This window comes from Paenibacillus mendelii (genome assembly GCF_024498075.1).
Lineage (GTDB): Bacteria > Bacillota > Bacilli > Paenibacillales > Paenibacillaceae > Paenibacillus_Z > Paenibacillus_Z mendelii.
On record NZ_JANHOF010000002.1, the window covers coordinates 168,431 to 191,865 of the forward strand.

The 23,435-nt window shown below is 51.3% G+C and carries 23 protein-coding genes; 4 read left to right on the top strand and 19 right to left on the bottom strand.

The genetic code is table 11. The features are described from left to right. Window positions 1-454: 454 nt before the first annotated feature. A complete protein-coding gene (locus NNL21_RS07960; protein ID WP_204817758.1) occupies window positions 455-2,350 on the bottom strand; it encodes a PrkA family serine protein kinase in 1,896 nt (631 codons plus the stop codon). A 374-nt stretch (window positions 2,351-2,724) separates the two neighbouring features. Between NNL21_RS07960 and NNL21_RS07965 the strand changes: the two genes are divergently transcribed. Continuing rightward, a complete protein-coding gene (locus NNL21_RS07965; protein WP_204817757.1) occupies window positions 2,725-3,471 on the top strand; it encodes a DUF2161 domain-containing phosphodiesterase in 747 nt (248 codons plus the stop codon). Then, on the top strand, window positions 3,464-3,793 hold the full coding sequence (locus tag NNL21_RS07970) for a Rieske (2Fe-2S) protein (protein WP_204817755.1): 330 nt from the start codon (window positions 3,464-3,466) through the stop codon (window positions 3,791-3,793). The genes NNL21_RS07965 and NNL21_RS07970 overlap by 8 nt, the downstream gene beginning before the upstream one ends. A 64-nt stretch (window positions 3,794-3,857) precedes the next feature. On the opposite strand, the gene NNL21_RS07975 is transcribed toward NNL21_RS07970, so the two are convergent. From NNL21_RS07975 to trmL, 3 genes are all read right to left on the bottom strand, one after another. Further along, a complete protein-coding gene (locus NNL21_RS07975; protein WP_309145315.1) occupies window positions 3,858-5,060 on the bottom strand; it encodes an aminotransferase-like domain-containing protein in 1,203 nt (400 codons plus the stop codon). 426 nt (window positions 5,061-5,486) lie between these two features. Next, window positions 5,487-5,738, bottom strand: a complete 252-nt coding sequence (locus NNL21_RS07980; RefSeq protein WP_204817753.1) for an AbrB/MazE/SpoVT family DNA-binding domain-containing protein — start codon at window positions 5,736-5,738, stop codon at window positions 5,487-5,489. Between the two features lie 248 nt (window positions 5,739-5,986). Next, window positions 5,987-6,451 (bottom strand): tRNA (uridine(34)/cytosine(34)/5-carboxymethylaminomethyluridine(34)-2'-O)-methyltransferase TrmL, encoded by a 465-nt coding sequence (gene trmL, locus NNL21_RS07985; RefSeq protein WP_204817751.1) that lies wholly within the window; start codon window positions 6,449-6,451, stop codon window positions 5,987-5,989. 145 nt (window positions 6,452-6,596) lie between these two features. On the opposite strand from trmL, the gene NNL21_RS07990 reads away from it, so the two are divergent. Continuing rightward, window positions 6,597-7,319 carry a response regulator gene (locus NNL21_RS07990; protein ID WP_204817749.1) on the top strand — a complete coding sequence of 241 codons (723 nt, stop codon included), beginning with the start codon at window positions 6,597-6,599 and terminating at the stop codon, window positions 7,317-7,319. A 98-nt stretch (window positions 7,320-7,417) separates the two neighbouring features. On the opposite strand, the gene serC is transcribed toward NNL21_RS07990, so the two are convergent. From serC to NNL21_RS08055, 13 genes are all read right to left on the bottom strand, one after another. Next, entirely contained in the window at window positions 7,418-8,506 is a 1,089-nt protein-coding gene (gene serC / locus NNL21_RS07995) for a 3-phosphoserine/phosphohydroxythreonine transaminase (RefSeq protein ID WP_204817747.1), read from the bottom strand. 190 nt (window positions 8,507-8,696) lie between these two features. Further along, window positions 8,697-10,121 carry a type I glutamate--ammonia ligase gene (gene glnA, locus NNL21_RS08000; RefSeq protein WP_204817745.1) on the bottom strand — a complete coding sequence of 475 codons (1,425 nt, stop codon included), beginning with the start codon at window positions 10,119-10,121 and terminating at the stop codon, window positions 8,697-8,699. A gap of 272 nt (window positions 10,122-10,393) precedes the next feature. Next, the gene (gene aroF, locus NNL21_RS08005) at window positions 10,394-11,455 is read right to left on the bottom strand and encodes a 3-deoxy-7-phosphoheptulonate synthase (RefSeq protein WP_204817743.1); all 1,062 of its coding nucleotides are present in this window, start codon (window positions 11,453-11,455) and stop codon (window positions 10,394-10,396) included. Between the two features lie 146 nt (window positions 11,456-11,601). Then, a complete protein-coding gene (locus tag NNL21_RS08010) occupies window positions 11,602-12,129 on the bottom strand; it encodes a DUF2062 domain-containing protein (RefSeq protein ID WP_204817741.1) in 528 nt (175 codons plus the stop codon). A 20-nt stretch (window positions 12,130-12,149) separates the two neighbouring features. Then, window positions 12,150-13,100, bottom strand: a complete 951-nt coding sequence (locus NNL21_RS08015) for a 4-hydroxy-3-methylbut-2-enyl diphosphate reductase (protein ID WP_204817739.1) — start codon at window positions 13,098-13,100, stop codon at window positions 12,150-12,152. A 38-nt stretch (window positions 13,101-13,138) separates the two neighbouring features. Then, on the bottom strand, window positions 13,139-14,641 hold the full coding sequence (locus NNL21_RS08020; protein ID WP_204817738.1) for a sensor histidine kinase: 1,503 nt from the start codon (window positions 14,639-14,641) through the stop codon (window positions 13,139-13,141). Between the two features lie 5 nt (window positions 14,642-14,646). Continuing rightward, window positions 14,647-15,336: a response regulator transcription factor gene (locus tag NNL21_RS08025; RefSeq protein WP_204817736.1), complete on the bottom strand. Its 690-nt coding sequence runs from the start codon at window positions 15,334-15,336 to the stop codon at window positions 14,647-14,649. Window positions 15,337-15,472: 136 nt separating this feature from the next. Then, a complete protein-coding gene (locus tag NNL21_RS08030; protein ID WP_444875338.1) occupies window positions 15,473-17,068 on the bottom strand; it encodes a S1C family serine protease in 1,596 nt (531 codons plus the stop codon). 167 nt (window positions 17,069-17,235) lie between these two features. After that, window positions 17,236-17,649, bottom strand: coding sequence for a YugN family protein (locus NNL21_RS08035; RefSeq protein WP_204817732.1), 414 nt, complete (start codon window positions 17,647-17,649; stop codon window positions 17,236-17,238). 64 nt (window positions 17,650-17,713) lie between these two features. Next, complete coding sequence (locus tag NNL21_RS08040) at window positions 17,714-18,379, bottom strand: response regulator (protein ID WP_204817730.1); 666 nt, start codon at window positions 18,377-18,379, stop codon at window positions 17,714-17,716. Further along, window positions 18,366-19,415, bottom strand: coding sequence for a sensor histidine kinase (locus tag NNL21_RS08045; RefSeq protein ID WP_204817728.1), 1,050 nt, complete (start codon window positions 19,413-19,415; stop codon window positions 18,366-18,368). The genes NNL21_RS08040 and NNL21_RS08045 overlap by 14 nt, the downstream gene beginning before the upstream one ends. Before the next feature lie 9 nt (window positions 19,416-19,424). After that, the gene (liaF, locus tag NNL21_RS08050; RefSeq protein WP_256555113.1) at window positions 19,425-20,516 is read right to left on the bottom strand and encodes a cell wall-active antibiotics response protein LiaF; all 1,092 of its coding nucleotides are present in this window, start codon (window positions 20,514-20,516) and stop codon (window positions 19,425-19,427) included. 208 nt (window positions 20,517-20,724) lie between these two features. Further along, the gene (locus tag NNL21_RS08055; RefSeq protein WP_256555114.1) at window positions 20,725-20,856 is read right to left on the bottom strand and encodes a hypothetical protein; all 132 of its coding nucleotides are present in this window, start codon (window positions 20,854-20,856) and stop codon (window positions 20,725-20,727) included. Window positions 20,857-21,071: 215 nt separating this feature from the next. Here NNL21_RS08055 and NNL21_RS08060 point away from each other — a divergent pair, with 215 nt between their 5' ends. Next, complete coding sequence (locus tag NNL21_RS08060; protein ID WP_256555164.1) at window positions 21,072-21,956, top strand: formylglycine-generating enzyme family protein; 885 nt, start codon at window positions 21,072-21,074, stop codon at window positions 21,954-21,956. Window positions 21,957-22,084: 128 nt separating this feature from the next. Here the strand turns inward: NNL21_RS08060 and NNL21_RS08065 are convergent, their stop codons facing one another. Next, window positions 22,085-22,597, bottom strand: coding sequence for an RNA polymerase sigma factor (locus NNL21_RS08065; protein ID WP_256555115.1), 513 nt, complete (start codon window positions 22,595-22,597; stop codon window positions 22,085-22,087). A gap of 129 nt (window positions 22,598-22,726) precedes the next feature. Further along, window positions 22,727-23,368, bottom strand: a complete 642-nt coding sequence (locus NNL21_RS08070) for a 3D domain-containing protein (RefSeq protein ID WP_204817720.1) — start codon at window positions 23,366-23,368, stop codon at window positions 22,727-22,729. Between the last annotated feature and the right edge of the window lie 67 nt (window positions 23,369-23,435).

A 23,435-nucleotide genomic window follows, 5' to 3' on the forward strand; every position in this document is an offset into this window, starting at 1 on the left:
GTTACAGCTCACCCTCATCGCGATTTCTGCAGCTGTAACGCCCTTTTCTGGTCTTACAGCACCTGAAAACCGACGGGTGATGCAAGCCTCGGCGCTTCTGGTCTTACAGCACCTGAAAACCGACGGGTGATGTAAGCCCCGGCGCTGTAACGGTAGAATATGGCGTTACAGCTCACCCTCATCGCGATTTCTGCAGCTGTAACGCCCTTTTCTGGTCTTACAGCTCCAGAAAACAGGCGGATGATGCAAGCCACGACGTTGAACATAGAGCTGCCGCCCACCGCCACCATGCGCCGGATGCTGCTGATTCGCTGCCCACTGGCAGAACCCAGCTGCGTAGTGGCCTGCCGCTCGCTCCACCACCTAATCCCTTCCGGCATCCATATAATAAAAGAGACGCATGCGTCAGCATGCGCCCCACAAATTCCAGCCGTACTCCCCCGCCTCGCACTCCTTACCGGTTCAACAAGCTTCCGACATACCGCAAGAGCTCATTCGAACAAACCGGGCAATACCCGTGATCATCCATAAGGCGGGATGTCACCTCGTTAATCCGTTTCAGCTGCTTCTCGTCCGGCGTCTTCGTCGACGTCGTTATTTTGACGATATCCTTCAGGTCGGTGAACAGCTTCTTCTCAATCGCTTCACGCAGCCGGTCATGGCTGGAATAGTCGAATTTCTTCCCTTTGCGTGAGTAGGAAGAAATCCGGATGAGAATCTCTTCGCGGAACGCTTTCTTGGCGTTCTCCGATACCCCGATCTGTTCCTCAATCGAACGCATAAGCCTTTCATCCGGATCCATCTCTTCGCCGGTGAGCGGATCTTTAATTTTGGACCAGTTGCAGTAGGATTCGATATTGTCGAGATAATTTTCGAACAGCGTCCTCGCCGACTCCTCGAATGAGTAGACGAAGGCCTTCTGCACTTCCTTCTTCGCCAAATTATCGTATTCCTTACGGGCGAACGAGATGAAATTTAAGTATTTTTCACGCTCATCCTTCGTAATGGACGGATGCTGATCCAGACCGTCCTTGAGCGCACGGAGCACATCTAGCGCGTTGATGCATTGCAAATCCTGTTTAATGAGCGCACTTGAAATCCGGTTGATCACGTACCTCGGGTCGATCCCCGACATCCCTTCCTCAATGTACTCGTTCTGCATCTCCTTCAAGTCCGCTTCCTTATAACCCTCGACTTCCTCGCCATCATACATGTGCATCTTCTTCAGCAGGTCCATCCCCTGCTTCTTCGTCTCCTTCAGACGGGTTAGGATCGAGAATATGGCTGCCGCCCGCAGCGCATGCGGCGAAATATGAATATGCTTCATATCGCTCTGACTAATCAGCTTCGCGTAAATTTTCTCCTCTTCGGACACTTTCAAATTGTACGGAATCGGCATGACGATCATCCGCGACTGCAGCGCTTCGTTCTTCTTGTTGCTGATGAACGCTTTATACTCGGTCTCGTTCGTATGCGCGACAATGAGCTCGTCGGCCGATATTAAGGCGAATCGGCCAGCCTTGAAATTACCCTCCTGCGTTAGGGAGAGCAAATTCCAGAGAAACTTCTCGTCGCACTTGAGCATCTCCTGGAATTCCATTAGCCCGCGATTCGCCTTGTTTAATTCGCCATCGAACCGGTAAGCGCGCGGATCAGATTCCGAGCCATATTCGGTTATGGTCGAGAAATCGATGCTTCCCGTCAAATCGGCAATATCCTGGGACTTCGGATCCGATGGGCTGAACGTGCCGATACCGACACGGCTTTCCTCCGAGATAAGCACCCGTTCGACGAGCACGTTCTCGATATCGTCCGCATACTCCGTACGCAGCCGCATCTGGCAGGAAGGACAGAGATTGCCTTCGATGCGCACGCCAAGCTCCTTCTCCGCCTCCGGCCGCAGCTCATTGGGAATGAGATGAAGGGGATCTTCGTGCATAGGACATCCTTTAATCGCGTATACAGCACCTCGCTCGGTTCTGGAGTACTGCTCCAATCCCCTTTTCAGCATGGTGACAATCGTCGATTTGCCTCCACTCACCGGGCCCATCAGCAATAGAATCCGTTTACGGACATCGAGCCGCCGCGCCGCCGAATGAAAATATTCCTCCACCAAACGCTCAACCGCACGGTCGAGCCCGAATATTTCCTGCTCGAAAAATTTGTACTTCTTCTGACCGGCCTCATCCACCACTCCATACGACTCAATCATTTCGTAGACACGAGCATGTGCTGTCATAGCAGGAGCTGGATCTTTCCTCAGCAGTTCAATGTACTCCTTGAACGACCCTGTCCACGCGAGCTTCTCGCTCTCTGCTTTGTACGCCGATATTCGTTTCAAAATGTCCATGCCGTACCTCCTCTCGTCCCTCCCGATGTTCCTGGCAGCCTGACTTCACCGCGGGTCGTCATCTATCCGACAGCTTGGTTTGATAAGCATTTTGTTGAAGTAATACAATCCTATGCGCTTACCGGAGGGAAGTTGCCCTAAATTTTATTCGTCATTCCAGCAAATTCCGAGTTTTCTCACAAGCGCCCCTGCCGGAAGTGTCGTGAATGCCTGGACAGATTCAGGGAAAAATCGCGTAAGAACGGCAATCGATGCGAAAAAGCAGGGCGGCATATCGACGCGATTATTGCCGAAACTTTGCTTCGATTCGCCTGCAACATTGCTCCGCAACGAAAGGGGATGTGGTATAATGCTCGGGGAAAGGAGCGTGCGGCATGGCAGTCAGTCATGAAACGGAGTTATACAAACCGGTCAAAGCCTATTTCGAAGCGCAGGGGTATGACGTGAAGAGCGAAGTCATGCATTGCGACTTGGTCGCCGTCCATCCGCTAAGCGAGGAAACCATCATCGTCGAGATGAAAAAAACGTTCAATCTAGCGCTGCTGCTGCAGGGCATCGAACGCCTCAGGCTGACGGATCGCGTGGTCCTCGCCGTGGAGCGCAACCGTAAGAAAAGCGGTTCGCATAACCAGCGCTTTGGCGACTTGTCCGAGCTATGCCGCATGCTTGGGCTCGGACTGATGACCATCACCTTCTTTAAGACGAAGGCACCGGTCGTCGAGATGCTGTGCGAGCCCGGTGACATGCCGGTTCGAGGCAAGCGCCGGCTCCGGGTATCCCGCCTGATGACCGAGTTTCGCGAACGCAGCGGGGATTACAACACAGGCGGCAGCACGAAGGCCAAGCTGGTGACCGCTTATAGGGAAAAGGCGCTTCGCATTGCTTGGGCCCTTAGTGTTCACGGCGATCTGTCGCCGCGAAAAGCCGCGGAGCTATCCGATGTCGTACGAGCCGCTCCTATTTTACAGAAAAATTATTATGGCTGGTTTGAGAGAGTCGATCGCGGAATATATCGATTACGAGGCACTGGCATCGAAGCCGTCGCCAAGCATGCGAATATTCTCGATACCTGGCTGCTCACTAAGCAATCCAGCGCTAAAGGAGACCTTCATTATGAGTGAAGAACAGAAGCTTCAAGGTTACCGTGTAATCGGCAAAGTAGAAGACTTTACTTCCTTCCCTGCTCCCGTGACGATCGACTATGATCCCTACTACATCGTCAAGGATGAATCAGCGGAGGGCGAGCCTTCCTTCCGGCTTATTTGCGGAATCTGTCCGCATGCCGGAGGTATCGTCAGTGTTCATGGCGACGAGTTTATTTGCCCGCTGCACTATTGGATGTTCGACATCCAAACCGGGGAATCGACAAATATGCCGGGCGCCGCTCTCGATTGCCAACCGCTCGAAGTAATTGACGGCCAATACTTGTTGAAGCAAGCCTAAGTCCTACATACACGTATAAGACCGCTGCAGCGATGCAGCGGTCTTTCATATCGCTCAGCCGCCCTTAGCTTCGTGCCGTAAACTCCGAGATGGCATCGGCAAGCCTGGCTATCCCGACGGTCATTTGATCTCGGGACGTGCTGGTGAAATTCAGCCTGGCCGTATTCCGCTTCGGCTCTAGGGCGTAGAACGGGGAGCCGGGAACGAATGTAACGCCTTTCATGACGGCACAGCGCAGCAGCGCTTCTGCATCGAGCCCGTCAGGCAGCTCCAGCCACAAGAACATGCCGCCCTGCGGTTCTATCCACGAAACCCCGCTCAACTCCTGCTCCCGCAGCAGGGTCTGCATATGCTGCATTCGCTGCCGATATAGCTTCCCGATCTTTCTCAGGTGGATATCCAATGGAAAATGGCGCAGCAGCTGATCGAGAATTCGCTGGTCCAGTGTACCCGGCTCCGGATCCGCCGCCTGCTTCGCCTTCGTTATCATGCGGATTACATTCCGATCCCCCATCACCCAGCCCGTCTGAAGAGCGGGTGCCACGCTCTTGGAGAAGGTGCTTGTGTAGAGAACGCAGCCGCCGCTTACCTGCCCCTCAATCGAGAACAGGGTTGGAAACCTTGCTTTGGCGTCGAATTTCAGCTCGCCATAAGGGTCATCCTCCACGATGAGAACCCCGTGACGCCGACAGCATTCCACGAGGCCGCGGCGCCGCTGGGCCGTCCAGACCCGCGCAGTCGGATTTCCGAAATTAGGGACGACATATACAAGGGCGGGCTTGTGCCGGCGAATGAGCCGCTCCGCATCCTCCATCATCATTCCATCCTTATCGCTCTCCACGGGAATCACTTGCAGGCCGTTCAGATGAAATACCTGCAGGCTCGTCAAGCAGGTTGGATTCTCGACGAGTACAACGCTGCCCGGTTCCGTAAGCGCGCGCACGATCAAGTCGATGGCAGGCCGTGAGCCTCCCGTCAGTATCATGTCGTCCGGATCAATGGTCATCCCCTTAGCAGCCAAGCGCCCGCATAGCTGCTCCCGAAGCGGTAAATAGCCTTCCGTCAGATCATATTGAAGCGCTCCGTTACCGCTCCTAAACACCCGGCCAGCCGCTTCCTTTACAGCATCCAGCGGCAGCAGCTCCTCCGCAGGAAGATCTCCTGCCAGTGAAATGCTCTCCCTCCCCAGCGCCATCTTCAAGCTATCCCGTACTGCAGATGATTGCAGACGATCCACCTTGCTCGAGTACCGATATTTCACGCTCACGCACGCCTCCTTGCAGCTCCATTATTCCATATCTTACGCAGAGCGAAGCCTGTAGGAGACTGGAGTTATGCATTTCATGTACCGGAAGGCGTTTTTCATAGGATTTCCGTTTCGATCGGTCATTTATGCCACACTGTAACAACTTGTTCACATCTGATTTCATTTTCTTTTTGCTTGCGGTTGGTTATAATAAAGTCAGCTTAATGGAGGTGTGCAGGATGACACTTAATTTTCTTATCGTAATCACCGTCACCGTCTTGTTCCTGACGGCGATCTTGACATCGTCATATAATGACGACAAAACAAACGGCATTTAATTGGATGTAATAAAAGAAGCTTCCTGATGTTGTCTGACGACAACGACAGGAAGCTTCTTTTATTTGCTTGTCACGCTATGCTGTTCCGGTATCCGCGCCGCCCTAGCTGCTAAGCCCGACGTAGCCCCACCATTTCCGTCACACATACGGAGCACAAGTGACGCTCCTTAAATTCGCGAACTTCTTCCATTGATCCACAAAATACGCATCTTGGGCGGTAACGCTCCAAAATGATATGGTCACCCTGGACAAGAATCTCCACGGGGTCTCCTTCGTTCATTTGATATCTTTTGCGTAGCGATTTGGGCAGCACAATACGGCCCAGTTGATCGACTTTACGCACGACGCCAGCCGGTTTCAAACGATTTCACCTCTTCTGCAGTCTCGATTTGTAAGTCAGTGCTAGAAACCTTTGCAACTATAAAAGTTCGATAGGTCGGTACATTTTCCTGCCCATGTTGAGATTTTCTTAATTATCTGCAACAAACAAATGCGCCTCAGGTTCCGCCCGATTGCCCGGCAATGAACCTGCTGGCGTATGTTTTTACCCCATTATTTGTAACGTTAATCAAACCAAGAGCCGCCCTTTTTGAAAGAGGCGGCAAACGCTTATTCCATCCCGGGAAACCCGGTTTGTCTGAACGCTTCATAGACCACAATTGCCGCGGAATTCGACAAATTGAGCGAGCGCACCTTATCTGTCATTGGCAGCCGTATACAAGTCTCTTCATGCTCTTGCAGCAGGATCTCCGGCAGTCCCTTGGTCTCCTTGCCGAAGACGAAGAAGTCGCCGTCTTCAAACGCAAAGTCCGTGTATCGTTTGGCGGCCTTCGTGCTGGCGAAGAAGAAGCGCCCTTGCGGATTGTTCTCCTTCACTTCCGCGAAGGAATCGTAATAATGAATGTTAACGGCATACCAATAATCGAGACCCGCCCGCTTCAGCGTTTTGTCATCCGTATTGAAGCCCAGCGGCCGCACCAGATGAAGATGTGTTCCTGTCGCCGCGCATGTGCGTGCAATGTTGCCTGTATTCGCCGGAATTTCCGGCTCGACGAGCACAATATGAAATGCCATTACGTTATTCCCCCTTGCCTTCTGCTAATTATACATGAAATCAAGTGATGTACTAAATTTAACATTACGATAACGTTAGCTTAATCTACCGAGTAACGTCGGTCTTCATAATGAACCTATATTGCCTGTAAAGGAGAATGAGACGATGAAGAAAAAAATTTTGGTCGTCGATGACGAGCCTTCCATCTCCATGCTTATCGAATTTAATCTAAAATTAGCCGGGTTTGACGTCCGCTGCGTATATGACGGTGAAGCTGTATTCGACATGTTAAAGCCGTTCCGCCCCGACCTCATCGTTCTCGATCTGATGCTGCCCAAGATGGACGGCATTCAAGTTTGCCAGGAGCTTCGTAAACAAAACAATGCGGTACCGATTGTGATGCTCACCGCCCTGCAGGATTTAACCGACATCATCGCAGGACTGGACAACGGTGCGGATGACTATATGACCAAGCCCTTCTCCCCCCAGGAGCTGATCTCCCGCATTCAAGCGATATTGCGCCGGACCAAATCGCTTCCCGGCCAGAGCGAGAATACCGTTCACGAAGTCGGACGATTGACCGTCTTCTCGGAACTGCGCGAAGTGCACATCGACAGCAAGCCGGTGGAGCTGACGCCCAAGGAATTCGAGCTGCTGCTCTTCCTCTGCCGCCATCGCGGCAAGGTACTCAGCCGGCAGCAGCTGCTCCATGGGGTATGGGACTATCACTTTCTCGGCGATACCCGAATCGTCGACGTCCATATCAGCCATCTGCGCGACAAGATCGAGAAGTCTGCCCGCTCTCCCGAATATATTATGACCGTCCGCAACGTAGGCTACAAGCTTACAGGGCCCAGCACGGCAGATTCCTCTGTCGCCTCCCTATAGCCCCCCTCATGGACGTTTGAGCCGCCCCCTGCTCACGACAGAAGACCGCCCCATTCTCAAGAAAGCCTGAGAATGAGGCGGTCTTCTTCTGATAGGAATCAACCGTTACGTTTCTGGAAATCACTCATGAATTCAGCAAGCGCTTTGCAGCTTTCAAGAGGAACCGCATTATAGGTCGAAGCTCTTAAGCCGCCTACGCTGCGGTGGCCCTTCAGCCCAATAAACCCATGCTGCTCCGACTCCAAGGCGAACTGCTTCTCCAGCTCCTCGGTTTGAATGCGGAACGTAATATTCATAGCCGACCGGCTGCCTGCATCGGCAAAGCCGCGGTAGAAGCCACCACTTTGGTCAATGGTGTCATAGATCAGCTTCGTTTTGTCGCGGTTGTACTGCTCAATAGCTGCAACTCCGCCTCTGGATTGCACCCATTTCAACATCAGATTAACCAGATAGACCGAGAAGGATGGCGGTGTATTATAGAGAGAGTTATTCTTCACATGCGTATCATAGCGAAGCATCGTCGGAATTGATTTTGGGCTTTCCTCAACCAGGTCTTCTCTCACAATGACGATTGTGACGCCGGAAGGACCTAAGTTTTTCTGCGCCCCTGCATAAATCATACCGAACTTGCTAACATCGATCGGACGGCTAAGGATATCACTGGACATGTCCGCTATGAGCGGCACCGCGCCCGTTACCGGAAACTGCTGGTACTGCGTACCCTCGATCGTTTCGTTAGAGGTCACATGCAAATAGGCGGAATTTGCTGGAATTTGAATGTCGCTAATGTTCGGAATACGGTTAAATTTGTCAGCCTCGGATGTGGCTGCAACCGCCGTTTCCCCGATTAGCTTCGCTTCTTTAATCGCCTTATCCGCCCAGCTTCCCGTCATTACATAGGAGCCCACTTGTCCAGCCTTCAGCAGGTTCATTGGAATCATTGCAAACTGTGTGCTCGCTCCGCCTTGCAGGAACAATATCTTATAGTTCGAAGGAATCCCGAATAATTCACGAAGCAGCGACTGCGTCCCGCCATTGACGTTCTCGTAGATCTCGCTGCGATGCGACATTTCCATAATGGACATGCCCGCACCCTCATAATCGACTAACTGTTCCTGTGCCTGCTGCAGTACCTCAAGAGGCAGCGCAGCCGGTCCAGCGTTAAAATTAAATGCGCGTTTCGTCACCGTAACCCACTCCAATCATCTGTATGCCTATCGTTATGATAGCAAGTTTAAGAGCATGCTTCAAGTAAAAAAGTCGAACGTGATGATCGTATAGGCGTATAATCATTCGGATTTAGCTGATTTCGTATACAATTAAAAACGAGCTCCCCCACCGGGAGAGCTCGAGAAATAATGAATGGAGAAGTGCCGTCTAGCAGTCGAAATACAGGCTGTACTCGTGCGGATGAACGCGAATTGTAACGGCTTTGGCTTCTTGGCGTTTAACCGAGACATAGTTCTGAATAAAGTCTTGTGTGAAGACGCCGCTCTCAGTCAAGAACTCGCAGTCTGCCTCGAGAGCATCAAGCGCTTCGTCCAGCGTACCTGGAACCGAACGAATCTCTTTCTTGTCTTCGTCGGACAGCTCGTAGATGTTCTTGTCGAATGGTCCATAGCCAAGTGCGATTGGATCGATTTTGCGTTTGATCCCATCAAGGCCTGCAAGCAGCATAGCCGCAAAGGACAGATAAGGATTGGCTGTGGAGTCCGGCGTACGGAACTCGATACGGCATCCTTTAGGCGTAACGGAAGCAATCGGAATACGGATTGCAGCGGAACGGTTGCCTTTGGAGAATACGAGGTTAACCGGTGCTTCGTAGCCTGGAACCAGACGTTTGAACGAGTTCGTCGACGGGTTCGTCAGGGCAATCAACGCTGGAGCATGGTGCAGAACACCGCCCATGTAGTGCATAGCCATTTGGCTCAGGTTGGCATAAGCGCCTTTTTCGTAGAACAATGGGGAATCGCCGTCAAAGATCGATTGGTGCACGTGCATCCCGCTGCCGTTATCGCCAAAGATTGGCTTCGGCATGAAGGTAGCGACTTTGCCATATTGGCGAGCCACGTTGTGTACGATGTATTTGTATTTCATCAGGTTGTCAGCTGTTTTGGTCAGCGTGTCGAAACGGAAGTTAATTTCCGCTTGGCCAGCCGTTGCAACTTCATGGTGGTGGCGTTCAACGCGCAAGCCGGTTTCCTGCATCACGCGAACCATTTCGCTGCGAATATCTTGCTGGGAATCAACCGGCGCAACTGGAACATATCCGCCCTTGACGCCGACTTTAAAACCAAGGTTGCCGCCTTCTTCCTTGCGTCCCGTGTTCCATGCCGCTTCTTCGGAATCAACGGAGAAGAAGGAAGTGTTCATCGAGCTCTCGTAACGAACATCGTCGAAAATGAAGAATTCGGATTCCGGTGCGAAGAATGCCGTCGTACCAACGCCGGATTGCTTCAAGAATTCTTCCGCCTTCTGAGCGATGCTGCGTGGATCGCGCTCATAACGTTCGCCGTCTGGCGTGAAGATGTTGCACATAATGTTCAAGGTCGGGTGATCCGTGAAAGGGTCGACAAAAACCGACTCCGTATCCGGCATCATGACCATATCTGATTCTTCGATACCGCGGAAACCCGAGATTGAGGACCCGTCGAATGCAACACCGTTTACGAACGTATCCGCATCAACCTCCGTTGATGGAAGCGTAATATGGTGCGCGCGACCTGCGAGGTCCACAAAGCGGAAATCGACAAACTGGATATTGTTTTCTGAAATTGTGTTCAAAACATTTTGAACTGACATGTGGTGTTTCCTCCATTTCCGAACATTTGCGTAGTTTTGAACGTCGAACGTTCAATATTTTGCGTTAAACTTATGAGGTAATTATAAATTTACGCTCCATACTCGTCAATAGCTATGTCAGGTATTTTTTACTCGTATGTTAGGTATCTTTACACATTTATTGATATATCTACGAAAATACCTTACATGGGAAACAGGAAAAAAGTCGCAAACCCCAACTTTATCTGGGTTTGCGACTTTTTCAAGTCATACACAAATGGGTGAAAACACGATTATTGGATCCAGCTTGCAAAAGCCTCTGCAGGCGCCTTTTCCGTGTCGAATCGTTTTCCTACAATCTTCGCAATTTGTTCCAATTCCTTGAGCAGGTTAGCGAATTGATCCGGGAACAACGATTGTACGCCGTCGCCTGTCATCGAGTTATCAGGATCGGTATGCATCTCGATGATTAGGCCGTTCGCCCCAGCGGCGACAGATGCTTTGGACATAGGTTCAACCAGCTCGCGGCGGCCAGTACCGTGGCTTGGGTCCGAGATAACGGGCAAGTGGCTAAGCTGCTGAAGTACAGGGATCGCTGCAAGGTCCAATGTGTTGCGCGTATATGATTCGAATGTCCGTATTCCGCGTTCGCACAGCATAACGTTCGGATTCCCGCCGGCGAGCATATATTCGGCAGCATTCAAAAACTCATCGTAGGTGGAGCTGAATCCACGCTTCAGAAGAACCGGAGTTTGAATCGTACCCAGCTTGCGAAGCAGATCAAAGTTCTGCATATTGCGCGTCCCGACCTGAAGAATATCCGCATACTCAGCACAAACATCGACATATTCCGGTGTCATTACTTCAGTAATGGTCAGCAGGCCGTGCTTACGTCCTGCCTCGGCCATCATCGCCAGACCTTCGACGCCTACGCCCTGGAAGCTGTATGGGCCTGTACGGGGCTTGAACGCACCGCCGCGAAGCACTTGACCTCCGGCTGCTTTGACCAAACGTGCGATCTCATCAATCTGCTCTGGCGATTCCACGGCGCAAGGTCCGCCCATGATCACAAGATTATCGCCGCCGATTTTGACGCCCTTAATATCGATAATGGTATCGTCAGGATGAAAGTCACGGCTGGCAAGCTTGTAAGACTTCGATATTTTAATGACGTTCTCGACGCCTTTCATTTGGCGCAGATGCTCGGCAAGCGTTGGCTCGGCTTTACCGATGATGCCGATAACAGTACGGTCCGTGCCGCGCGATACATGTGCCTGAACGCCCGATTTCTCAATATAAGCCGTAATTTCCCCGATCCGTTCTTCCGTGATGCTGCTATTCGTTATGACGATCATATGAATACCCCTTTTCCCGCTTCAACGCGTATACGCTTTTAAGCTGCTTCGCTTTTAAGCTTTTATGCTTTTAATCGCTAAAGTAAATATACATAATAAAACCGGTCTCGTCAAGAGACCGGCCCTGCTTTTTTTGGGAGCCTATCCTATTCTGTCGCGTGATTCGACTTCGGCGTAACGACGGCCTCAAACATCGTGCGGCGTTCCTTGCGTTTCTCCCTGCGTTTGTCCGCAACCAATTGAATCGCCCATCGGACAGAGAAATAGAATACGAAACCGAGCAGAATGCCATCAATAATCCCGCCGACAATTAATTTCAAATTGACGAGCAGGATGTGATCGATCCATTCCGGGGCAAGCGGTACATGAATTTTCAAGTTGGTCGGCAGCACCCAGCCGCCAACCATACTGTTCACAAAGGCAGCTGGGATATAAATCACTTTCCCAACGACAAACCCAAGCAAAGCGCCGGCAAGGCTTGCATTCAACCAGTAGATAAGCGGGAAGATCAAGAAGAACGCCAGTCCGTAGGTTGGCAGCGTGAACATTTCGACGGCAATACCTATCGCAAATCCGAGCGCTACAAAAGATGCTCCACCGGGAGCCCGCATGAGCTGACTGTATTTGTATTTGATCCAGCGTTTAATCGAGCGCGGTTTGCGGTTCTTACTCATTCGATATGCGCCTCATTCCCTTAGACCGACGTATTCGTACGGACGGTTGGCAGCAGTTTATTCATGTTGATGGTTCTTCTAACCACCCACGTGTCGGGGGACGCATCATCAAATTGTTCAAGATAGGATATGACTTCCTTGGTGATCGGGGTTGGCGTGGATGCCCCGGAGGTAACCGCCACACGCTTCTTGCCTTTCAACCACTCGATCTGGATTTCGCTCACATCTGCAACCCTATAAGCCTTCACGCCGGCAATTTCCTCCGAAACCTGTGCAAGACGATTGGAGTTGTTGCTTCGCGGGTCGCCCACAACGATACACAGCTCAGCTTCACCCGCTTGACTTGCGACAGCTTCCTGCCGCACCTGCGTCGCCATACAAATCTCATTATGAATTTCTGCCGTCGGGAATGTAGCCGATAGCTTGCTGATCAGATGGCGGATGTCCCATTGCGACATCGTCGTCTGGTTCGTAATTATAATTCGATCGGTTGTCAGCGCCAGCTGATCAATCTCATCTTCACGCTCGATCAAATGCACATGGCCTGGCGCAATTCCGATCGCGCCCTCCGGCTCAGGATGCCCATTCTTACCGATATAAATGATTTCATAACCTGCTGCTACCTTCTCGCGGATGAGGTCATGCGTCTTCGTTACATCCGGACAAGTAGCATCTACAATGGCCAAGCCTTTGTCCCGGGCGATCTTGCGCACCTCTGGGGAAACCCCATGAGCGGTGAAAATAACCGTGCCTTTGTCGATTTTATTAAGAATCTCCAAGCGGTTCTCGCCATCCAGCGTAATAACGCCTTCCTGCTGGAGCGCCTCTGTAACATGACTGTTATGAACAATCATGCCCAATATATAGATCGGGCGCGGCAAATCTGAATTCTTTACCGTTTGTAGAGCGAGCACCATCGCATCTACGACCCCGTAGCAATAACCGCGCGGTGAAATTTTTACAATTTCCATCTTGGCACCTACCTTCCTAAAAGCCGAACCTCGTTCTATTATACCTGATTCGACTTGTCGAGAAAAGTAAGGGGCAGCCACACAATAAATGTCGTTCCTTCGCCTTCGCGTGTCGACACTTCTATGGAGCCGGAATGTTCATCTATAATCCACTTGGCAATGGAGAGTCCAAGCCCGGTCCCGCTTGTTTTGCCCCGTGATACGTCCGCTCTGTAGAACCGTTCAAAGATATGGGGAATTTCATCGCTGTTCATACCAATTCCCGTATCTTTGATGACGATGCCCGCTTGATTCCCCGATTTGAGCGCGCGCAGCTCGACATAACCGGCCGGTGTATATTTGAACGCATTCTCCACGAAGATGAACAGCAGCTGACGCAAAAAGTCGGCATGGGCGAATACGGTGACGCCCTCTATGGGAGATAAGTCGCCGATCCGCCATTCCGCCGTACGCGGCAACAGCTGCGCTCTGCGCGCCACATCCTCCACCAGCGGCAGCAGCAGCTCCTCATGCTTCTCCATCTCATAGCCGGCATCTGCGCGGGCCAGCGACAGCAGATCATTCACGAGCCCCGACATGCGCTTCGCTTCCGCGGCTACATCCATCATCGCTTCCCGTGTCAGCACGACATTGGATTCCGTAATAAGTGAACCCATGGCTTTGTCTGCATCGCCATGCTTACCCTCTATTCTTGCTTGTGCCGCTTCCAGCGAGGGAAGCCACATCCGCTCGAGCAGCTCGATATTGCCGCGGATGGTCGTGAGCGGCGTCCTCAGCTCATGCGATGCGTCCGATACGAATCGGCGCTGTGCCTTATAGGCGTCATCCAACTCATTATATGTGGTTTCAATCCGCTCGAGCATACCGTTTAGCGTATCGGTTAATCTCCCCATTTCGTCGTTAGGGCCTTCCCGCTCAATCCGGACACTCAGATTAGAGCCGTTCTTAATTTGGGTGACCGCTTGAATAACATTCTTAACGGGCCGCAGCGCTTGGCGTGCAATAAACAGCCCGATCGTGAACGCAATAACGATGACGGCAAGGGAGGAGAAGAACAGAATCGTCCGTAAATTTTTCATGTAATTATCAAGCGGACTTGTGTAGTAAGCGACCTGCAGCACGCCGACAGTCTCATTGCTTTTCTTTAATTTCAGCGGCATCTGATAGGCCAGAAACTGGTACTTATCGACTCTCAATGGTACATATCCCTGTTTAATCTCCTTATTGAGATCCGGAACCGGCAGCTGTAGATCCGCACGCTTCAGATTGTCGGATTGATCCAAATACCCGTTCGTATAACTAGCAACCTGTACATAGACATTGTTGCCTTCGAACCGGTTCGATAGATTGAGATTCAAGCCGCCGTTAAAAAAATCAACCGTAGACACAATCTGCAACCGGCCGAGCTGTTCCTGGATTTGCGACTTCACGTCTCTGTAGGTGTTATAGTTAACGAACAGATAAATGGACACGCCAAAGATGAGCAGCGTCACGGCAAGCAAGGTGGAGTACCACATCGTTAGTTTCAGCCGGATCGACATGGGTGTTAGTTCTCTCCTCTCAGCACATATCCGGTTCCGCGAACCGTCTGGATGAGCCGTTTGTTTCCGCCTTCCTCCGTCTTCTGCCGAAGCATGGCGATGTATACCTCGAGTACGTTCGATTCCCCGCTGTAATCATAGCCCCATATCTTGTCCATAATGGAGTCACGCGTCAATACTCTGCGCGGATTCTGCATAAACAGGTGCAGCAGGTCGAATTCCTTCGCCGTTAGATCGATCCGTCTTTCATTGCGGATCGCCTCCCGCGAGTCCAGATCCAACGTCAAGTCTTCATAGACAATCCGGTTGGTCTGCTCCTCCAGCTTATCAGTTTTACGGCGCAGCAGCGCACGCACGCGCGCGAGCAGCTCCTCCAGCGCAAAGGGCTTGACCAAGTAATCGTCAGCCCCGATATCCAATCCCTTCACCCGGTCTTGAATATCATCCTTGGCTGTCAGCATCAGAATCGGCATCGTGCTGCCTCCCTCGCGCACGCGGCTGCATACCTCCCAGCCATCTACCTGCGGCATCATGACATCAAGCACTAGTAAATCCGGATCACTCGTCAGCATGAGCTTTAATCCCTCAAGTCCATTCGGTGCCGTTGTGACCTCGTAGCCCTCAAAGGCAAGGCTGCGGCGAAGCAGCGAAGTAATCTTCTCATCATCATCTACGACCAAAATATGCGGTCTCATCGTTCTCCCCCACTCCTACAAATACATTCCCTATTCTATCTTCAGTATAACGTAATCATCAGCCTAGCCGGGCAAAAAAATGCGCAGGCAGTTCTACCCACTGCCTGCGCTGGTGCCGGGACACTTCTATTCGCATCTATTGCTGTTGCTGTTGCTGCTGTTGAGTTTGCTGCGCAAAATCATTGCTGTTGCCGATTTCGACGACCACATCCATGGACTTGCCATTGCGGATAATGTTCATCGTAACCTTATCCCCAACGTTTTTCGCCTGGATCGCCGTAATCAGCTCTTCTTTTGTTTTGTACTTCGTACCATCCATCCCAGTTATGACATCATACTGGCGCAGATCGGCCAAGTAAGCCGGCGATTTATAGACTACGCCATCGATATACGAGCCCTCTCTGCTGGAAAGGCCAAGATCCTGCTGGAGCTGAGCGGTTATGTCACCCAGTTTGGCACCGATGAATGGAGCCGGTTTCTTCGGAATTTCTTTATTGGCTTTGAGCGCTTCCAGATTCTCCAGAATCGTACTGGTTGGAATCGCGAATCCGATACCTTGCGCTTGCGAGCTGACAGCCGTGTTAATTCCGATTACTTCGCCCTGCAGGTTGAGCAGCGGGCCGCCGGAATTCCCTGGGTTAATAGAAGCATCGGTCTGCAAGAGATGCTCGTAGTTGCGCGTTCCGTTCGTATCTGGAATGCTAATCGGACGTTCTTTGGCGCTGAGCACGCCTACAGTTACGGTATGGTCGAAGCCGTATGGATTGCCGATCGCTACCACCCAGTCCCCGATATCGATTTTGTCGGAGCTGCCCAGCGAGAGCGTAGGGAAGTCCGATCCTTCTACTTTCAGAACCGCTAGATCCAGATCGTAGTTAGAGCCGAGCTTCTTCGCTTTCAGCGGCTTATTATAGCCCTGAACCGTCACTTCAATCTCATCCGCATCCCCGACGACATGCTGGTTTGTCAAGATGTAGCCTGTCTTGTCGAAGAAGAAGCCTGTGCCCATGCCGCTCGGGACAAGCGTGCCTGTGCTTTTGCCCGAATCCTGATTGTTTTCTTGATTATCATATTCATCTCCGAAGAATTGGCGGAAGAACGGATCGTCAAGCATGCCTCCGTTTCTGCCGCTGGATTGCTGCTGGACGAACGTCTCAATCTTCACGACCGCCGGGCTCGACTTTTCGAAGATTTGGGCGATGTTATTCGGTCTAACGACATCGGCCGCCGTCGATACGACGCCGTCGTCCCCGGCTTTTGCATTCGCGTTAGTCCCTTGACCGACCGGTTGAGAGGAGCTTAGCGCTTGATCGCTCGAGAACCAATTTTGCTGGTCAGCTACGAACATCAGTGAGCCGACCGCCACGACACCGACTAAGAATGAGGCGAAGACCGCTTTGAACGATGTACGCCGAGGCTCCTTACCTTTCCATCCGCCTCTTGCAGATTGTGTCGGTGCAAACGGCCGCAGCTGCGTAGGCGGCGTTACTTCGACTTGACTGCCTGGAGCTGAAGCGCCGTCGTCGATCCGTCTCGCTTCCGATTCATTCGAATCTACTCCTGTCGGTTTAAACGGACCGTACGAATAATAATAGGCCGGCTTTTGCTGGCGGGAATCTTTGTCCGAATCCGATTGATGCTCATTATAATTTTCGTCGGCCTTGTCCGCATTCTTCTCGCTGCCGCTCGATTGGAAAAAGTCGTCGAAAGGATTTTTTTTGTTGTCTTCCATCATGCTTCTCCTCCTCATGTTCTTTCTTATTATACCATTGCTCGCTTCCTATAGTTCTATCTTGCACAATCTACCTTAAATCAAACTTAAAAACAATTTAAACAGAAATAAAAAATCCGACTCGCTTATAATAAGCCTCGTCGGATTCATTCATCATTATCGCTAGATTACTGCGGGAACGTCTGCTCCACTTCACCTAATACATGCTTCGCCTTATCGACCCAATGCGCTTCGATTTCGGCATCGGGATCCGTTGGCGTTTGAAATTGGTCGATTAAACTTCCAACCGTACGGGGCTGGGCTTCGGAGGAGAGCCCTTCATTGTACACATGCTTCAGGACGAAAGGCTGGCCAAAACGAATTTTCGCATCATTATCCTCGGTTTCCGCATCCAGATTCCCATTGATGACATCAAACGGGAGACGAAGCCAGACCTTGTTCGCTTCATCTAACGCACGGTCGAAGGAGCCGTGATCGTATTCCCAGCTGCCTCCAAGAGAAAATTGATAATTCTCCAGCTTCGTTCTCATCTCCACAAACTCCTGCTCGGTTGCCTCCAACTTCGATGAAAGGGGGATCATAGCTCGGCATTCTCCTAACTGGTAATCGTCATTTGCCAATTAGAATACCCACTATGCGCAGGCCCTATCCCGTTTTCACCCAACCTTTGCGATGAGCGAACACTGCCAGCTGCGTCCGGTCATCCAGCTCGCACTTCATCAGCAGATTGCTTACATGGGTCTTTACCGTCTTGATGCTGATATGCAGCTCTTCACCAATTTCTTTGTTCGAGCGGCCTTCGGCGATGAGCAGAAGTACTTCCTTCTCCCTTTCTGTCAGTCCTTCATCCGCCCCTTGCGCAGTCCGTTGGCGGAGGCCGCGCGTTAAGGCCTGAGAAACATCCGATGTCATGACAGGCATACCCTTTACGGCGCCGTTCAAGGCGTAGATAAGCTCTTCAGCAGACACCGTCTTCAACACATAGCTAACCGCGCCTGCTTCTACCGCAGCGACGACCTTCTCATCTTCCAGAAAGCTCGTCAGCATGACGATTTTCTGCTCGGGAAACTCCTTCATGATCGCTCTCGTCGCTTCCACTCCGTCCATGCGGGGCATCATCAAATCCATCAAGATGAGATTCGGAGAACCGCCTGGAACGCCTTTCCTCAGCATGTCCAGCGCTTCTTCCCCGTCGCCAGCCTCCGCTACAACATCGAACTTCGGCTCCAGCATCAAATACGTGCGAAGTCCTGCACGCACCATATCATGATCATCTACGATCATTATTTTCCATTGCTCATTCCCGCTCATTCTCGATTTCGGCTCCTTTGTGGTTATAATTCGGCAGGGTAACACGAACCCGCGTGCCGCTCCCCGGCTTGCTAATAATAGAGGCATCCCCTCCGAGCTTGTTCGCCCGCTCCCGCATGGTAGAAAGACCATACGATCCTCGTTTTACCTGATCGGCGCGGAAGCCGGCCCCATCATCCTGCAGGGTCATGACAATTTGCCGTTCCGTCTCGGAAAGGGTCAGAACAGCGGTTTGTGCACCGGCATGCTTGACGATGTTAGCCATCGCTTCTTGGATAATAAGAAACAATTGATGCTCTTTCGCTTCGGACAGCTTCTCTTTGACACGCCACTCTTGAACGCCTTGCAGGCCGTTCTGGCGGCAATAGTCCGGAAACCATTTATCAAGCGCCTCTTGAAGCGATCTGCCTTCGAGCTCAAGCGGACGGAGCTGAGCAATGAATCCGCGCATTTGCTTCTGAGCCATCGATGACATCGTAATGAGCTGATCCATTACCGATTCAGCCCGTTCCTTATTAATTTCCAACAATTTCGGAAGGGAAGAAGCAGACATATGAATGGCGAATAACTGTTGACTAACTGTATCATGCAGATCGCGCGCGAGCCTTCTGCGCTCCTCTAATACGGCAGCCTCATTCGACGCGGCCTCGTGCATCACTTGCTCCTCACCCGTACGTTGAATAAGCTGCATCCGCTCCTCGAGCGACGCAACCAAATCATTAAACTCCTGGTAAGCAGGGGTGAACGATCTTGCGCCGGCTTCCGGCAGCCGGACGGTATAATTACCATGCGCGGCTTGCTTAATGCCCAGATACAGCATATCAATCCGACGCTGCGTCCGCTGTGCGGCCCAATAACCAAATCCGCAGCTGACAAGTAAAAAAACGGCGGCTACGCCGATCCACAGGTCGCCTTTCCCGAACTGTGAATCGACATAATGGCCTCCGATAACCCATACTAGAACCGATAAGACAGACGATGCGATAAACAACAAGATCATTTCCCACTTACTGCTTCGGAGCAATTTCACCATCATAAGCGCGGATCACCCAACCTTCGTGACGCGCACATCGCCGATAAAGGTGCTGACGACAAGCTTGACCTTTTTGTCGGTCTCATGGAAGTATGCTGTCTCGATATTCATGTTCTTGAACATGCCGCCTTCCTTGCGGTCCAATACAGCCACATCACCGATAAAGGCACTTGATACCACATGGACACCAACTTCGAAGTCGTTCGGCAGGAATACCTTTACATCACCGATAAAGGAGGAGATGTGGATGCGCGTCTCGCCCAAAGGAATTTGCGCTTTCGTTAAATCGAGTACCGTATCGCCGATAAAGTGGGAAATGTTCATCGGCTTTAGCTCCCAGTAGTCATGTCCGACGTAGATATCCCCGATAAATCCGGAACGGGTTTGCGCATTCGAATCCGAATTCCACCACTCTGTGCGGCCATTACGCTCATGGCAGCGATGATTCCAGCTATCTGCCCGCCGTTCGATTCGTTCCCGGACCCTTTCGGCGCGTTCCTGCATCCGGTCCAGCTTATGCTGCATCTTCGAATCATTATAGCCGTGATTATTCTGCTGCGTGTAGCTCCCCGCTTGATGCGGTCCGTAAGCACTCGAATTTGATTCGGGCTGCGCGGTATCCGAACCGTCCTCATCCAATCCGGAATTAGGTTTGGTTGGATCCGGATGAAGCGGAGGGGCCGGAGGAATTGGCTTGTCGGTCGGCGTGTAAGGGTAGGCTTGCCATTCATCGGTAGGCGAAGGGCTCTCGCTCTCCTTCTTCTTCGGTTTCATAATCATCCGAAGGCCGAATATTATAATGACGACTGGCAGTGCGAACTGAAACACATCACCGAATGACCAAGTGAACCAGCCCAGATTGCGTCCCAAAAATACAAATCCAACTACGCAAAGCACCGTTGACCCCCAGAAGGAGCCTTGTCCGCCAACCCCTTTGCTGATGAAGCCGTTCAAGCCTAGAAACAGCAGCACCACCGGCCAGAAAACGGAAATAAGATCGCCAAGATCAAAATCGAAAACGCCGCCCTGCCTTAGCATTAAGCCTACACCGATGACGATTATGAATAATCCCCACATCAGCCGATTCAAAAAATGTCCATTCATATCAGCACCAGCCTTCAATTACTCTTTTTGTCCTTGTAATCACAGTATACTCGATGCCAAAAGGAGCATAAAGGGTCTACCGGTTGAAACTGCCCTACATCTCAAGACCGAGAAACGCATATTTACATCTATTTTCACCTGGGACAGCATGAAAAAAGAGGAGCCGCTCGGCTCCTCTGGAATTTCACTTTTGGATATCGTCCACTGGTTATTTGCTCGGTTTTTCCGAAGGCGCTTTGTTTGTTGTATTGCCCGCGGTTTCGGCCGTGTTCTCTTGAGCAAACTCAGCGTTATATTGGTTCTGGGACGCCTTCATTTTGTTGTTCTTGTTTTTCGCCATTTGTACTCACCTCCGTACACCAAATAGTATGGCAGAGCTTCATGCACTTTATGTAAGGGCTATAAGCTAGGCGCTCTTAACGGAGTCTGATAGAATAAGAAGCATAACACCACAAGCTAAAGGAGAATATCATGTCCGACTTAATCGAAAAACCAACATGCTGCTCGGCTTCTCGACCTTCGTCACCGAAGCACATTCCAATAACCGATCCGGTAATGACTGAGGGCGATCGCCCTCAGGCTTCGCTAGCTGAGATGATTCTATTGCCGGGAGGAACGTTCCGGATGGGCAATGACGCTTCCGACGGTTTCCCTGCAGACGGCGAGGGTCCTTCTCGCGACGTGACGATTTCCCCATTCTATATAGCGCCCTACGCGGTTACAAACCAGGAATTTGCCCGGTTCGTCGATGAAACGGGGTATAAGACCGAAGCCGAGGTTTTCGGCTGGTCCTTCGTATTCCACTTGCTTGTATCGGAGCAAACGAGAAGCACCGTCTCACAGGTTCCCGTCCAAACTCCGTGGTGGCTTACCGTAACGGGGGCATATTGGCGCGAGCCAGAGGGACCGGGTTCCAGCTTGGAGGAGCGCTGGGATCATCCGGTTATTCATATTTCATGGAACGATGCCATCCGATACTGCCAGTGGGCCGGTGTTCGACTCCCCACCGAGGCGGAATGGGAGTTTGCGGCCCGAGGCGGCCTCGAACGCAAGACGTATCCTTGGGGAGATCTGCTAAAACCCGATGGACAGCATCACTGCAACATTTGGCAAGGAAAATTCCCTGTCAAGAACAATGCAAGCGACGGCTATGTCGGAACCGCACCTGTCAATGCTTATGAACCTAATGGTTATGGTCTCTACAATACGTCCGGCAATGTATGGGAGTGGTGCGCGGATTGGTTCATGCCGAATTATCATCAAACGACGCCATCACTAAACCCCAAAGGAGAAGCTCCTTCAGGCAACAAATCCATGCGGGGCGGCTCTTACTTGTGCCACCGCTCGTACTGCAATCGCTACCGGGTGGCTGCAAGAAGCAAGAATACACCCGACAGCTCTTCCGGGAACATTGGATTCCGCGTAGCAGCTGATGCTTAAGAATTAGGGCGGAGAATCGTAGCGCCGAATAGAAAAAAGGGCCGCTGAGTCACAGCGCGCCCTTTTCTTTACTGCTTAAACAAATCCAAGCAGATGGTTGTTGATTGGTAGCCTGCGAATTTACCGGATTACATTTGCTGCTCGTCCATCAATCTTCTTAACAGCAGCTTCGTACGATGTATTCGGGCTTTGACGGTACCTACAGGAACCTTCATCGCATCGGCGATTTCTTGATCCTTGAAGCCGTAGTAAAATTTGTACAGAAGCAGGGTTCTCGCCTTCGGATCCAGCAGTCCAAGCAGCTCCGATAGCTCCATCATCAATTCCGCCTCGCTGCTCGTGTCGCAATCCGGATCCTGCTGTTCTTGGACAAGCAGGTCGCTTGGCTGCGAGCGCTTGGTTTGCCGGTTGATATTAAGCGCGACATTCGTCGTAATCGCCTTCGCCCAGGAATTCAGCTTGCTCTGCTCGCGCAGCGTATCTTGCTTCGTTAATATGCGAACCCAGGCCTCCTGAACGGCATCCTGGGCATCCGATTTATTCGCCACCTTCGCGTAAGCCACACGGATCATCTGATTATAAAGATCACGAATTTGGGCTTCGTGCTGTTCAAAGCCTATCGCTTTTCCATTGTCCATCATTTGATCCGCTCCAAACATTAATGATAGCGTTTACATCCACTATATAGCAAATCTTAACATACCTGATAGGCAAAAAAAAGAAGAATGTACAGGACCAGCAGACTGCTGGGTACATTCTTCCTGCTCTTCTTAAGATTCGAGCAAATTCGCCGGAATCCTCTTTTCTGCGAGAACGGCGCTGTTCAATGTTTTGAGCCATGCTTCCGTAAGCTTGCCGCCGCCCTTTTTGAGCACTTGGACGGTGACCGTTTTTTTGCCCCACTGCTTGTACACTTGTTTTTTCGTCTCAAAATAAAGATCGATTTTCTTCCCTTTTATTTTGGAGCCTGTATCTGCTACGACAGCATACCCATAACCGGGAACATACAGCAGCGTGCCGATCGGAAACACTTTAGGATCAGCAGCGATTGTCGAAACATGACTGCGCCGAACTTTTACGCCTGAGTACGTAATCCCGTACAGCTTGTGTCCGGGACGCTTTCCCGTCGATTCTATTCCAGCCGTATAACCGGTGGCAATGACTTTCACCTGGCTTAGCGGCATCTCTTCAGCAACTGCTGCCGCTGCTTCTTGAGCAGGAGCCTTTGGTTCCAATGACTGCTCCCCAAGTCCGGTTGACGATTTCTGCAGAAGCGGCTTCTCTACACCAATTCGGCTGTTATTGCCGATTTCTTGGGCGAAACATTCCACAGTAATCCCCGCCAAAAAGAGTGCAATCGAAATGAGACCGATATTCATACAACGTTTGAGTGTCTTAAAGCTTGTCGACATCTGGATGAAATCCCCCTTATTCGAAGGTTACCCCATTGTAACAAGCTTTATTCACAAATATATCAGC